General features: G+C 65.3%; 12 protein-coding genes, 1 tRNA gene and 1 pseudogene. 6 read left to right on the top strand and 8 right to left on the bottom strand.

Going from position 1 to position 13,531, the window contains the following annotated elements; translation table 11 throughout:
• Positions 1–75: 75 nt before the first annotated feature.
• The 4 genes and pseudogenes from LL972_RS18885 to serS all read right to left on the bottom strand — a co-directional run.
• Positions 76–738, bottom strand: a pseudogene (locus LL972_RS18885) (DUF6538 domain-containing protein); the annotation flags it as partial.
• 84 nt (positions 739–822) lie between these two features.
• Positions 823–912 (bottom strand) — tRNA-Ser (locus LL972_RS18880).
• Between the two features lie 304 nt (positions 913–1,216).
• The gene (locus tag LL972_RS18875; RefSeq protein ID WP_016903391.1) at positions 1,217–2,233 is read right to left on the bottom strand and encodes a LysR family transcriptional regulator; all 1,017 of its coding nucleotides are present in this window, start codon (positions 2,231–2,233) and stop codon (positions 1,217–1,219) included.
• Positions 2,234–2,698: 465 nt separating this feature from the next.
• The gene (serS, locus tag LL972_RS18870) at positions 2,699–3,979 is read right to left on the bottom strand and encodes a serine--tRNA ligase (RefSeq protein ID WP_228328896.1); all 1,281 of its coding nucleotides are present in this window, start codon (positions 3,977–3,979) and stop codon (positions 2,699–2,701) included.
• 111 nt (positions 3,980–4,090) lie between these two features.
• Between serS and LL972_RS18865 the strand changes: the two genes are divergently transcribed.
• Together LL972_RS18865 and LL972_RS18860 are read left to right on the top strand one after the other, a co-directional pair.
• A complete protein-coding gene (locus tag LL972_RS18865) occupies positions 4,091–4,753 on the top strand; it encodes an energy transducer TonB (protein WP_228328895.1) in 663 nt (220 codons plus the stop codon).
• Between the two features lie 238 nt (positions 4,754–4,991).
• The gene (locus LL972_RS18860) at positions 4,992–5,570 is read left to right on the top strand and encodes an energy transducer TonB (protein WP_228328894.1); all 579 of its coding nucleotides are present in this window, start codon (positions 4,992–4,994) and stop codon (positions 5,568–5,570) included.
• Between the two features lie 162 nt (positions 5,571–5,732).
• Here the strand turns inward: LL972_RS18860 and aroA are convergent, their stop codons facing one another.
• The 3 genes from aroA to serC form a co-directional block, all read right to left on the bottom strand.
• The gene (gene aroA, locus LL972_RS18855) at positions 5,733–7,046 is read right to left on the bottom strand and encodes a 3-phosphoshikimate 1-carboxyvinyltransferase (protein ID WP_228328893.1); all 1,314 of its coding nucleotides are present in this window, start codon (positions 7,044–7,046) and stop codon (positions 5,733–5,735) included.
• A gap of 126 nt (positions 7,047–7,172) precedes the next feature.
• Entirely contained in the window at positions 7,173–8,375 is a 1,203-nt protein-coding gene (gene pheA, locus LL972_RS18850; RefSeq protein ID WP_228328892.1) for a prephenate dehydratase, read from the bottom strand.
• Between the two features lie 67 nt (positions 8,376–8,442).
• Positions 8,443–9,528, bottom strand: a complete 1,086-nt coding sequence (gene serC / locus LL972_RS18845; RefSeq protein ID WP_228328891.1) for a 3-phosphoserine/phosphohydroxythreonine transaminase — start codon at positions 9,526–9,528, stop codon at positions 8,443–8,445.
• 178 nt (positions 9,529–9,706) lie between these two features.
• Between serC and msrP the strand changes: the two genes are divergently transcribed.
• Together msrP and msrQ are read left to right on the top strand one after the other, a co-directional pair.
• A complete protein-coding gene (gene msrP / locus LL972_RS18840; protein ID WP_228328890.1) occupies positions 9,707–10,675 on the top strand; it encodes a protein-methionine-sulfoxide reductase catalytic subunit MsrP in 969 nt (322 codons plus the stop codon).
• A gap of 152 nt (positions 10,676–10,827) precedes the next feature.
• Positions 10,828–11,484: a protein-methionine-sulfoxide reductase heme-binding subunit MsrQ gene (gene msrQ, locus LL972_RS18835; RefSeq protein WP_228328889.1), complete on the top strand. Its 657-nt coding sequence runs from the start codon at positions 10,828–10,830 to the stop codon at positions 11,482–11,484.
• Here the strand turns inward: msrQ and LL972_RS18830 are convergent.
• Positions 11,426–12,235: an FHA domain-containing protein gene (locus tag LL972_RS18830; protein ID WP_228328888.1), complete on the bottom strand. Its 810-nt coding sequence runs from the start codon at positions 12,233–12,235 to the stop codon at positions 11,426–11,428. The genes msrQ and LL972_RS18830 overlap by 59 nt on opposite strands.
• A 173-nt stretch (positions 12,236–12,408) precedes the next feature.
• Here LL972_RS18830 and LL972_RS18825 point away from each other — a divergent pair, with 173 nt between their 5' ends.
• Together LL972_RS18825 and LL972_RS18820 are read left to right on the top strand one after the other, a co-directional pair.
• Entirely contained in the window at positions 12,409–12,684 is a 276-nt protein-coding gene (locus LL972_RS18825) for a polyhydroxyalkanoic acid system family protein (RefSeq protein ID WP_228328887.1), read from the top strand.
• A gap of 183 nt (positions 12,685–12,867) precedes the next feature.
• Positions 12,868–13,422 (top strand): phasin family protein, encoded by a 555-nt coding sequence (locus LL972_RS18820; protein WP_228328886.1) that lies wholly within the window; start codon positions 12,868–12,870, stop codon positions 13,420–13,422.
• The last annotated feature ends 109 nt before the right edge of the window (positions 13,423–13,531 follow it).

Genomic DNA, 13,531 nt, shown 5'->3' with positions numbered 1-13,531 from the left:
TCGTTGGTCTCCTTGGTGGCTAGTGTGCCCGGGGACCTCTAACTATGGATGGACCAATTTTACGGGGAGTCGACAATACCAGCGAGCCAAGTCCGAGCGCGTGATGGCATGGACCTTCATCGTCGGCCCAAGAAACGCCACGAGCGCCTCGATGGCCGTTTTCTTGATCGTGAATGTCTTAGGCAGTGTCGAACCTTTGAGCGTCGCCAGGAATGCGTCTCGAGCCTTGCCCAGCGTCATCGTTTCGATGGCGGACGCTGAGGCCTGCCTCATTGGGCTGGCATGCGATGAGGAGCCAAACATGGTTGGCACGGCAACCGGGCGGGCCCGAGCCTGCAAGGCAGCGCCGGCCATCGCTTCCAGTTCCATGAACTGCCGATAGAGCTTCAGGTCCTTAGGGCTTTCGATCTGCCACTGCTCCGTCACCGTCCCATCCGGCTGGCGGGTGCGGTTGAGCGTCAGGTCCTGAAGATTTTCTGCACTCGTCAGACGCGCAATAAGCAGATCCGCGTCCGACTTGCTGAGCTTGGCCACGCGTTGATCCTTCAACTGTGCGAAGAGCCGAGCATAGCCCGCCCCCAGCACGACCGCACGCACATGCGCCTGCGGCAAGTCCTTCGTTTGCAAGGTGCGTTTGATAAGCCGGCAGCCCATCACGGTTTGCAAATCGACGGGCACACGTTGGACGAACGACCAGCGGCCGGTGGACGACCGGCTCAAATGATGAGGGATGCGCATGCGAGTTTTTCCTCTGCATGCTTCCTGCCTTCCAATCGACCAAAGTCAGATATTTCTATTAAAAATCAATGACTTAAAATTGACTGGCGGAGAGAGTGGGATTCGAACCCACGGAAGGTTTGACCCTTCGCCGGTTTTCAAGACCGGTGCCTTAAACCGCTCGGCCATCTCTCCGATGCTGCTTTACGTGACCGCCGAAGGCATCGGGTGATCACGCTTACGCACGCGCGGTGCGGGTGGCGTTTGTCGATAAACGCCGCGTTGCGCGGTGCCATCGACCCGGGATTGCTCCCGGGCGCGCATTCTCGCATGCCCGGGCGCGCTTTGATAAGCGCCGCGTGTTGTTGAGCTGCACAGCTCTGCAAAGCGGTTCCGTTTGCCGGGTTACGCAGCGTTCCCGATTACGCAGCGCTGCCAAGCGACACAGCGCTGATTGGCCGACGTCGACAACCAGAACGTCGACGACCAGGCACAGCGCTCAGCCGGCTTCGGCCACGGCCAGACGTGGTGCGGTCGCGGCCGCACGCTTGAGCTTTTCGGCCAGCTCGGCACAGTTGCCGCCGCAATCCAGGCGCGAGCGCTCGATTTCCTGCGGCAGGTGTTCGGCCAGGAAGTCGATGAACACCCGCACCGCCGGCAACAGGCCGCGGCGCGAGGCGAACACCGCGTGGCAGATGCCCTGCGGCAGCGACCAGTGCGGCAGCACCACTTCCAGCTCGCCGCTGCGCACCGCCTGTGCACACACGGTTTCCGGCAGCATGGTGATGCCGAAGCCATCGCGCGCCATCGACTGCAGCAGCGGGAAATCGAAACCGGCCAAACGCGGCTGCAGGTCCACGCGGCGCATCTCGCCATTGGGGCCGTGCAGTTCCCAGCGCTGGTGCGCTTCGTCTTCGCTGGTGCTCATGGTGGTGTGGTTGGCCAGCTCGCTCGGGTCCTTGGGGCGCCCGGCGCGGTCCAGGTATTTGGGACTGGCCACCAGCAACTCCTGCACCTGGCCGAAGCTGCGCATCACCAGGCTGCCGTCGTCGTCCAGGCGCGAACGCACGCGCAGCGCGATGTCGTAGCCCTCATTGATGACATCGACGCGGCGATTGCTGATGTTGAGCTGCAGCCGCACCTTGGGGTACTTGGCCAGGAATTCCGGCAACAGCTTGGGCAACTGGATCTGCGCCAGCGAGACCGGAACGCTCACGCGGACAAGGCCGCGCGGCTCGGCGCTGAGACGGTCCACCACCTCGCGCGCGGCCTGCGCTTCGGCCAGCATGGTCTGCGCGTGCCGATGCACGCTGGTGCCGACATCGGTGACCGCAAAGCGGCGCGTGGAGCGCTGCAGCAGGCGCACGCCCAGGTCGGTTTCGAGCTGGCTGATGCGGCGACTCAGGCGCGACTTGGGGATCCCGAGCGCACGCTCGGCTGCGGCAAAGCCGCCGTGGTCGACCACCATCGCGAAGTAGTACAGGTCATTCAGGTCGTGCATGGCGCAGGCATCCATGGATAGAACGATAGGTGACATTTAATCACCTTTATTCCAACAGAGCAACGACCTGGTACATCAGAAATGTAGTTCCTTGCAGCCAGACCATCGAACTCCTGCGCACGGAACTCCATCGTTTTTCGCGATGGCAACGCGCAGCAACCAGCGCAGATATCGGCAGGTAGCGCTCGCAATATCCGCCTGGGTCATCCAGGCGACGCAAAAGGGTGTCCACCATGGAAATGCAAACGGGGCCAATGCTGGCCCCGTTCCTAGTCGAGATTTTTAACAGCTACGTCAACGCACTCAGGCATTAAGCGGCCGCATCGGCAACAGTGCTTAAAGTGGCTGACGAATGTAGCCAGAGCCAGCAATCGTCAGTTGGGCTGCTTGCACGCTCAGAATCAAACATGAAGATGCACGCAAATTCCGGGCATCGGCCGCGCCCGCCTGGCGGCAGCGCGACAAGCTCGCTGACCGCTCCTACCCGATCCGCTCGATCCCGCCCATGTACGGACGCAGCGCCTCGGGAACATCGATCGAGCCGTCGGCGTTCTGGTAGTTCTCCATCACCGCGATCATCGCGCGGCCCACCGCGGTGCCGGAGCCGTTGAGCGTGTGCAGCAGCTCCGGTTTGCCGCTGGCCGGGTTACGCCAGCGCGCCTGCATGCGCCGCGCCTGGAAATCGCCGCAGTTCGAGCACGACGAAATCTCGCGATAGGTGTCCTGCGAGGGCAGCCACACCTCCAGATCGTAGGTCTTGATCGCAGAAAAGCCCATGTCGCCTGTGCACAGCAGCACCTTGCGATACGGCAGGCCGAGTTTTTCCAGCACCACTTCGGCGCAGCGGGTCATGCGCTGATGTTCGGCATCGCTGTGTTCCGGCGCGCAGGCGGTGACCAGTTCCACTTTTTCGAACTGATGCTGGCGGATCATGCCGCGCGTGTCGCGGCCGCCGCTGCCGGCTTCGGCGCGGAAGCACATCGAGTGTGCAGTCATACGCAGCGGCAGACGCTCGGCGTCAACGATCTCGTCGCGCACGATGTTGGTCAGCGGCACCTCGGAGGTAGGGATCAGGTAGCGGCGCGATTCACCCACTTCGGTCTGAAACAGGTCGTCCTCGAACTTGGGCAGTTGCCCGGTGCCGCGCATCGACTCGGCATTGACCAGCAGCGGCACGTTGGTTTCTTCGTAGCCATGCTCGCCGACATGCAGGTCGAGCATGAATTGCGCCAGCGCGCGGTGCAGCCGCGCGACCGGCCCACGCAGCACGGTGAAACGCGCACCCGACAGCTTGGCAGCGGTCTCGCCGTCCAGCCAGCCGTGCGGCGCGCCAAGTTCCACATGGTCCTTGACCGGGAAATCGAACTGGCGCGGCGTGCCCCAGCGCGCCTGCTCGACGTTCTCGCTCTCGTCCTTGCCCTGCGGCACATCGTCGGCCGGCAGATTGGGCAGGCCCAGCGCAATGGTCTCGAGCTTGGCGCGGATCACGTCCAGCGCTTCTTCGGAGGCCTTGAGCTCCTCACCAAAACCGGCCACCTCGGCCATCAGCGCAGTGACATCCTCGCCCTTGGCCTTGGCCTGCCCGATCGCCTTGGATTTGGAATTGCGCTGGCTCTGCAGTTCCTGCGTGCGCACCTGGATGCGCTTGCGCTCGCTTTCCAGCGACTCCAGTTCCGCGGTGTCCAGGGAGAAACTGCGCGTGCTGCGCAGGCGCTCGGCAAGGTCGGCGGGATGTTGGCGAAGTAGGGCCGGATCTAGCATCGGGAGTCTGTGAGTCAGTGGGAAGCGCGAGATTATCGCCTGTTCCGCCACCTGCTGCGATCGATTCACCGCCGCTATGCCAGAATTGGCCCGATCCTTCAGGTGAGCCCTATGCCCGCGCCCCGCCCTGCGTCCGATCGCCAGATCGTCCTGCGACTGCCCCGCCACACCCTGAAAATTGCCGGTATCGCCTTCGTTGCCGGCCTGTTGTTGTTCCTGCTGGTGTGGGCCACCGGCCGCAAGGACGACTTCTACAAAGCCTCGCCGGCCCACCCGGCTGCCGGTGTGCAGGCCGACGACAGCATCCAGCCGCTACCCGCGCCGCTACCGGCCCAGGACGGCGCCAGCGACATGCCGCAGGCCAAACCGCCGGAAGAAACGCCGACGCTGGTGGAAACCGCGCCGCCGGCTGCGCCTGCCCCCATGCCGTTGCCGGAAGACGCGGTTCCCGGTGCGCCGGGCAGCGCGGCCCCGGCAAACGCCGTTGCTGCAGGCGGAGATCGCCCGGTGCCGATGCAGGGTCAGATGCCGCCGCCGCGCTATCCCTCGGCGGCCTTGCGTCGCGGCGATGCCGGCGACGTGGTAGTGCGGGTGGACGTGGACGCGGCGGGCAACCCGGGCGGAGTGACGCTGGTGCAGCGCAGCGGCTCACGCGATCTGGACCGCGCCGCAATGGAAGCGGTGCGTCGCTGGCGTTTTCATCCCGCACAGCGCAATGGCCAGCCGATTGCCGGGAGCCTGGATATCCCGTTCGAGTTCAAGCCGGCGCAGTAAGCCCGCCGATAGCTGCGTCGCGTACACCGCAAAACCGATGACGGCTGGACTCCGGCAATCGACGAACATCACGGCGTGTTAACCGGACAAAGCGGGTCGAACCAGACCCTGACTCGGCTTGACCAAGCTGAATGTCTACCGCGCCTTAAATCCTCCTGAGTGCCTTGCCTTAGCTGCGCCTCAGGCAAGGCCGACCAGACTGGCCACGTCATCCCAAAGATGCGCCAGGAGGCCGGCCATGTCCTTCATCTCACATCCCTCGTCACATCCCACGCAGGCACTGCCGCAGCGCCCCGTACATGCAGAAGACCGCGTGGGCGACGACACGACCGACGGCGCCTCGCCATGGTTATGGGCGACCCTGCTGGCGGTGCTGGTGGTGGTGCCGACCTGGTGGTGGGCCCGCCATAGCGACGAATCGTTTGCGACCGAGACGCGCCCCGCGCCTGCTGCCAGCCGCCAGATCCTGCCGACCTCGGAAGGCCCGCGCGCCATGACCATGATTGCGCATCAACCCGTGCGTGCGCCGGTCAGCGCCGAAGAAGCGATTCCGCTGCCTGGCAATGCGGTGCCACGCTATCCCTCAGACATCGCACAGGCCGGTATCGAAGGCAGTCGTACTGCGCGCCTGCAACTGGATGTGCAGGGCCGGGTGAGCGATGTGACCATCGTCGATCGCAGCGGCAGCAACGACCCGCGCCTGGATGCAGCGGTGATGGACAGCTTGCGTCAGTGGCGCTTCGAACCAGCCACCCGCGATGGCCATGCTGTCGTCAGCAGCGTGCAGGTACCGGTGGAGTTCACCGCAGAGCGCTGAGTGGGATCATCAACCAAGTTGGATCGCAGTGGCGCCGTGCTGGCTGCAATGCGGTATCCGAGCGTCGATCGACAGGCGTTACCCACTCACGACGTTTTCGACCGAGCAGTCCTCATCCAATGAGAGAACTGCCCGCCCGTCTTCCCGAAGCCGTTTCGTTACTCAGGCCGTTTCAAGCCCGAAACCAGCACCCCGTGCCAGGCTGTCGAAGCCCGGGAACGAGGTTGCGACATTGGCCACGTCGTTGACCCGCACGCTGCCGGTGGACAGCTGCCCGGCAATGGCAAACGCCATCGCGATGCGGTGGTCGCCATGGCTCTCGATCACGCCGCTGCCGATGCTGCCGCCATGAATGGTGGCGCCATCCGGGGTCTCGTCCACCTGCACGCCCAGCGCGCGCAGCCCGGCGGCCATGGCCGCAAGGCGGTCGGATTCCTTGACCCGCAGTTCGGCAGCGCCGGTGACCACTGTCTGCCCGGTTGCGGCAGCGGCAGCCACAAACAGGGCGGGGAATTCGTCGATCATGTCCGGCACCAGCGCTTCGGGAATCTGCGCGCCCTGCAGCGGCGCGTAGCGCACGCACAGATCGGCCACCGGCTCGCCGCCATGTTCGGCATGACGTTCTTCGGCGATATTTGCGCCCATCAGCCGCAGTGCCGCGAGCAACCCGGTGCGACGTGGATTCAGGCCCACCGCACGCAGCAGCACGTTTGAGCCGGGAATGATGCTGGCTGCCACGATGAAGAACGCCGCCGAGGAGAAATCGGCAGGCACCGCGATATCGGTCGCGCGCAGGCGCTGGCCGCCGCGCAGGCGGGCCTTGCCGGGCGAGAAATCGATCTCCACGCCAAATGCGGACAGCATGCGCTCGGTGTAGTCGCGGGTGGGATGCGGCTCAGTGACCGAGGTTTCGCCCTGCGCATACAGGCCTGCCAGCAACACGGCGGATTTGACCTGCGCACTGGCGACCGGCGAGACGAAGTCGATGCCGCGCAGCGTCTGCCCGCCATGCACGCGCAGCGGCGGGGTGCCGTCGTCTTCGGTGTCGATACGCGCGCTCATCTGTGCCAGCGGGCCGGTCACGCGCCGCATCGGGCGCTTGGACAGCGATGCATCGCCGACCAGCGTGCTGTCGAAGCGCTGCGCCGCCAGCAGGCCGGCGAGCAGGCGCATGCCGGTGCCGGCATTGCCACAGTCCAGCGCCTGGCTGGGCGGCTGCAGGCCATCCACGCCCACGCCATACACGATGCGCTGCGACGCTGACGGTGTGTCGATACGCACGCCGAGCTGGGCGAAAATGGCCGCGGTGGACCGGGTGTCTTCGCCTTCGAGAAAGCCATCGATCTGCGAGACGCCATCGGCCAGGGCGGCGAACATCACCGCGCGATGCGAGACCGATTTATCGCCGGGAATGGCCAGGCTGCCCTGCAATGCGCTGCCCTGCCGGGCGATCCAGTGCTGCGTGCTGCTGCTCATGCGTGTGATCCGATTGCTGCGGCATCGCCCTATGCAGCGATGCGCGTTGAAGAGTGTCGTGGCGCTGCCGCCACCGCGGCCGGTGATGGCGTGCCAGTCAGGACTGCGCTTGCGGCACGCGCGCGCTCAGGGAATGGCGACCGGGTACGAGCCCAGCACCTTGATCTGCGCCGAGTGCGCTTCCAGTTCGGCCAACGCCTGCTTCATCGCCTCGTCTTCCACGTGGCCGGCCAGGTCGATAAAGAAGCCGTATTCCCACTTGGCCTGATGCGAGGGACGCGACTCGATGCGGTTCATGCTGATGCCATGCCGCGCGAACGGGCTGAGCACGTCGAACAATGCACCGGGCTTGTCGTGGATGAACACCAGCACCGAGGTGCGGTCATGCCCGGAGGTGGGGAAGATCTGCCGGCCGATCACCAGAAAACGCGTGGTGTTGTCGTCGTCGTCTTCGATCGACTTCATGATGACTTTCTTCAAGCCATACACATGCGCCGCGCTCTCGCCGCCGATTGCCGCGGCATCCTCGGCATTGCGGGCGCGGCGTGCGCCTTCGGCATTGCTGGAGACGGCGATCTTCTCGACCTTCGGCAGGTGAGACCGCAGCCAACCGGCGGTCTGCGCAAACGACTGCGAATGCGCGTAGATGCGCTCGATGTCTTCCAGCCGGCCATTGCGCGAGAGCAGGTACTGATGCACGCGCAGTTCGACTTCGCCGCAGATTTTCAGGTTGGAGGTCAGGAACATGTCCAGGGTGACCTGGATGGTGCCCTGGCCGGAATTTTCCACCGGCACCACGCCGAAATCGGCATTGCCGGCTTCCACTTCCTGGAACACCTCCTCGATGGTGGCCATCGGCAGGCCCACCGCCGACCGGCCGAAGTGCTTGAGCACCGCCTGCTGGCTGAAGGTGCCTTCCGGGCCGAGATAGCCGATCTTCAGCGGCTCCTGCTGGGCCAGGCACGCGGACATGATTTCGCGATACACGTGCACCAGCACTTCATCGCTGAGCGGGCCTTCGTTGCGGTCCACCACCATGCGCAGCACCTGCGCCTCGCGCTCGGGCCGGTAGTAATCCACCGCCGCGGCGAGCTTGCCCTTGGCCTTGCCGACCTGATGGGCGAAGTTGGCGCGCTCGGCGATCAACGCCTGAATGGTGCGGTCGATCTCGTCGATCTTGGCACGCACATCGGCCAGCACCGGCGCCGCCGTGGTCGGCTTGATCGCGCGCTTGTCTGCAGCGTTTCCCGCAGCCTTGGCGGCGGACTTGCCTGCCGGTTTGGTCTTGCCGCCGGTGGCGGCACTGGGCTTGCTGGACTTGGGAGCCATCGCTCGGCATTCCTTGAAATTGCGGCGCATGCGCCTGCGCGGCATGCGCCGCGGTCGAATGAAAGACTCAGCCGTGACGCTGCTGGAAGTCGTGCATAAAGCTCGCCAACGCCTGCGCGCCCGCCACCGGCATCGCGTTGTACAAGGACGCGCGAATGCCGCCGACCGCCTTGTGCCCCTTCAGCGCCAGCAGACCGGCCGCCTTGGATTCGCTGACGAACAACGCATCCAGCTGCTCGTCGGCCAGGAAGAACGGGATATTCATGCGCGAGCGCACCGCCGGGGTGACCAGGTTGCGGTAGAACCCGCCGGAGCCATCGATCGCGCCGTACACCAGCGCGGCCTTTTCGGCGTTGCGGCGGGCGAACTCCTCCACCCCGCCCTGCTCCAGCATCCACTTCACGGTGAGTCCGAGCAGATACCAGTTCCAGGTCGGCGGCGTGTTGAGCATCGAATCGCGGGCGGCGTGCGAGGCGTAGTTGAAGATGTCCGCGCGCGGCTGGCCGGCGCGTTCGAGCAGGTCGCGCCGCACGATCAGCACCGAGATGCCGACCGGGCCCAGATTCTTCTGCGCGCCGGCATAGATCAGCCCATAGCGCGAGATATCCAGCGGCTCGGAGGCGATTGACGAACTGAAATCGGCAAACAGCGGCAGCGTGCCCACTGCCGGGGTGTCGCGGAACTCGACGCCGTGGATGGTCTCGTTGGCGGTGATGTGCACGTAGGCCGAGTGCGGCGACAAGGTCCAGCTGGCCACCGGCGGAATGTCGATGAAACCTTCCGATTGCGCATCGGCGGCAATGCGCGCATCCACATAGGTGGCCGCCTGCTTGATCGCAGTCTTGCCCCAGTGGCCGGTGATCACGTAGTCGGCAGCCTGGCCGGGTGCAGCGAAATTGAGCGGCAGCAGCGCCTGGATGGTGGTGGCACCACCGGCGGTGAACAGCACCGCATAGTCATCGGGAATCGACAGCAAGCTGCGCAGATCGGCTTCGGCCGCGGCCGCCACGGCCATGAAATCGGCGCTGCGGTGGCTGATTTCCACGATCGAGGCGCCGATGCCGTTCCATTCGACCATCTCCGCCTGCGCCTGCCGCAGGACCGATTCCGGCAATGTCGCAGGGCCGGCACTGAAATTGAACGCGCGTGTCATGGCACACCTTGTCGAGCTAGCCTTCTAGTATGCCGCAGCGCACCGGCCTTGGCAGCGTCGCAGAAAAGTTGCATGTGCATCCTTCTCACTGGCGGAGACGTATGGTTTGCGTAGGCCATCGGCAGCGCCATCACGGTGGTCCGTTATTCTCATCAGCAGCCACTGTCAGGAGCGAGCCATGTCCCTTCGCGATGCCTTGAAGACGCCATCCAGCGAGATCACCGATGAGGCCGTCTACCGCGACCGACGCCGGCTACTGCAGCTGTTTGCCCTGACCCCGGCGCTGGGCGTGGCCGGCTGCGCCGAGGCCGATCCACCGCCTCCGCCCAAGACCGTGGTAACGCCGGCGCAGGCGCGCAGCGGCTTCCGGACCGCCGAGGAACTGACCCGGCTGGAAGACGTCACCAGCTACAACAACTTCTACGAGTTCGGCACCGACAAGACCGACCCGTCCAAGGCCGCCAAGACGCTGAAGCTGTCGCCATGGTCGGTGAAGGTCAGTGGCGAGTGCGAAAAGCCCGGCAGCCTGTCGCTGGACGAATTGCTCAAGGGCATCAGCGCGGAAGAACGCATCTACCGGCTGCGCTGCGTGGAAGGCTGGTCAATGGTGATCCCGTGGACGGGGGTGCCGCTGGGCGAGGTGCTCAAGCGCTTCGCGCCGACCTCCAAGGCCAAGTACGTGGCGTTCACCACGCTGGCCGATCCGCAGCAGATGCCCGGCGTGCGCTACCGCTCAATTAACTGGCCATACCGCGAAGGCCTGCGCATCGACGAAGCGATGCATCCGCTGACCCTGCTGGCCACCGGCCTGTACGGCAAGCCGCTGCCCCAGCAGAACGGCGCGCCGCTGCGGCTGGTGGTGCCGTGGAAGTACGGCTTCAAGAGCATCAAGTCGATCGTGGAGATCCGCTTTGTCGAGAAGATGCCCGAAACCGCCTGGCACGATCTGCAGCCCTCCGAATACGGGTTCTTTTCCAATGTCAATCCGGCAGTGGACCATCCGCGCTGGAGCCAGAAGACCGAGCGCCGCATCGCCGGCACCGCCAGCAAGCTGTTCGCCGAGCGCATCGCGACCAAGCCGTTCAACGGCTATGCGGATCAGGTCGCTTCGCTGTACGCGGGCATGGACCTGAAGAAGTGGTTCTAGGCAACAGACAATCTGATATCGCCCTGTCGTAGGAGCGCACCCGGGCGCGACGGGCTTTGCTGGTAATGCCCGTCGCGCCCGGGTGCGCTCCTACGTTTCATGTCCGCGGACGTTTCATGCCCGCGCGGCATCGCTTCCTTCTTCGAGATCGCATGGCCAAGACCTCCGCATCCCTGATCGCCGCCAAGACCCTGGTGCATGTCGCCGCGCTGACGCCGATCGCCTTGCTCGGCTGGCAGTTCTGGCAGGTGTGGCAAACCGGCAGCGATGCGCTGGGCGCCGATCCGGTGGCCGAGATCGAGCACCGCACCGGGCTGTGGGCGCTGCGTTTCCTGCTGATCACCCTGGCGATCACGCCTTTGCGCCAGCTCACCGGCCAGGCGACGCTGATCCGCTTCCGGCGCATGCTCGGGCTGTACGCGTTCGTCTATGCCAGCGTGCATCTGGCGGCCTACCTGAGCCTGGATCTGCGCGGTTTCTGGACGCAGATCTTCGAGGAGATCCTCAAGCGTCCCTACATCACGGTCGGCTTTGCGGCATGGCTGCTGCTGGTGCCGCTGGCGATCACCTCCACCCAGGGCTGGATGCGGCGGCTCAAGCGCAACTGGGGCCGCCTGCACATGCTGATCTACCCGATCGGGCTGCTGGCGGTGCTGCACTTCTGGTGGCTGGTGAAATCCGACATCCGCGAACCGGCGCTGTATGCTGGCATTCTGGCGGTGCTGCTGGGCTGGCGGATCTGGAAAAAACTCAGCGCGCACCGAACCACAGCAAGGCGCTCAACGCCGCCGCCAGCAACACCGCGCTGAGCAGCAGCCATGGCCAGCGCGCGACCTTGACCGGCGCACGCGCCGGTTCGCTGGTCGCGCGTGGCGGCGGCAGCGGCTCCGACTCGGGGATGTCCCAGGTGGTGCCGTGATGGATCCGCGGCACTTCGACAACAAAGCGATGGCGCGCATCGAACACGACCTGGTCGCCGGCCTGCAGCCAGCCATCGCGCACCTGCACACCATTGATCCAACTGCCTTCTTCCGAGCCCAGATCGCGGATCAGCACGCGGTCGCCGTGGCGTTCCAGCCGCGCGTGCTGCGCGGCAAAGGCCGGGTCGTCGATGACGATGTCAGAAGCCGGGTCACTACCGACCAGGCGTGAGCGGTCCAGCGTGAAGCTGCGCCCGTGATGACGGCCGCCCAGCCCGCGCAACAGCAGGCAGACCTCGCTCAGGCCGGCATCGTCGTCTTGAACATCGTTGGCCGGCGCGCTCGACGGCGAACTGCGCAAAAGCATCTCCACGCCATCGGCGTAGATCGCATCGCCGGGGCGCAGCAGCGCCATGCGCCGTACCGGACGTCCGTTGACATGAATGCCACGGATCCCGTTGGCCACCTGCAGCCACAGCCCGCGCTGGTCCAGGCAGAACTGCGCCAACAGCAGCGCCCCCTGCGCATCGGCAACCACCCGCACGCTGCCGGAGGCATGGCGGACGATCCGGTGGACGCCGGGCTTGAGGGAATGATCCGGCTGCTGCCGGTGGGTGAAATGAACTTGCAGATCGCGCACCCGCCGCAGCCTAGCAGGTTTGCCCCGCGCCGCGGCCAACAATGTGACCGGCGTCCTGCCGACGCAGGTACGGCACCGAGGTGCGTCGCTGCTCGGCCACGCGCGCGCCGCACTTGGAGCCTGGCCCGCGCATGCGCACAATGCACGCTTCTTTCGTCTTCCCCATGGAACCCATGTCCAGCATCGATATCCGCCACGACCATGCCTTGTCGCCGGCCCAGGCCCGCGCAGCGATCGACGCGGCGGCGCGCAAGTTGACCGATCGCTATGGCGTCGCCTCGCACTGGGAAGGCGATACCTTGCGCATCGCGCGGGCTGGCGTGGATGGGGCAATCACCCTGCTGCCGCAGCAGGTACATGTCACCGCCGAGCTCGGCTTCCTGTTGTCGGCGATGCAGCCGATGGTGGAGGCGGAGATCCGGCGCCTGCTGGCAGAAAAACTCGCCTGAGCATGCCGCGTCGTTGGTCCGGGCCTGATCGCCTGGCCAGGGCCTGACCGCGCCGGTGCTTCAGCGACAAGTCACCCGCGCGGCCCATTGCAGGCGGATGCTCTGAGCGTGCTTCACCTGCTCGATGCAGTGCCGGGACTAGGGTGAAGGCAACGTCACTTTGGCAACCCACAGGAGCATTCCATGACGACCGGATACGATCAGAACGGCAAGCGCGACGATGCCGCGCATGGCTTCCAGGCGCAGGCAGAACAGATTTCGCGCCGGCTCGGCGAATCGGCGCAGACGGTGTGGCTGGCCGGGCTCGGTGCGCTGGGACGGGTACAGAGCGAGGGTGGCAAGTTGTTCGATTCGCTGGTGCGCGAAGGCGCAGCCTACGAGCGCAGCGGCCAGCGCAAGGCGGCCGAGAGCGTCGATGAGCTGCGCGAAGAGGTGGAAACACAGTTCGAGCAGGCACGCGACACCGCCGTGCGCGGTTGGGACAAGCTGGGCAAGGCCTTCGACGAACGCGTCAAGGGCGTCTTGCGCACACTCAACATTCCCGAGCAGGACGAACTGGAAAACCTGCGTCGCGAGGTGGAATCGCTCAAGGCCCAGGTGCGTGCCAACACCGCCGCGACCAAGCGCGCCAACCGCACCGCCACTCAGGCAGCGCAGGCCGCCAGCAGCGACACCACCGGCGCAGGCTCAGCCAGCGGCAGCTCCACCCCAAACAGCACCACGTTCGACGGCGAATAAGCCAGCCCGGTAATGTTGCAAAGCAGCATGATTTTTTAGACAATCGCGAAGTACCCGCCAGTCCTGTAACACGAAGTCCGTTTGCTCCCCTCCCCTCACGGCTTCGGAC

It is taken from the genome of Xanthomonas campestris pv. asclepiadis (assembly GCF_020784175.1).
Classification (GTDB): Bacteria; Pseudomonadota; Gammaproteobacteria; order Xanthomonadales; family Xanthomonadaceae; genus Xanthomonas; species Xanthomonas campestris_D.
This window is presented reverse-complemented; position numbering and strand designations above follow the sequence as displayed.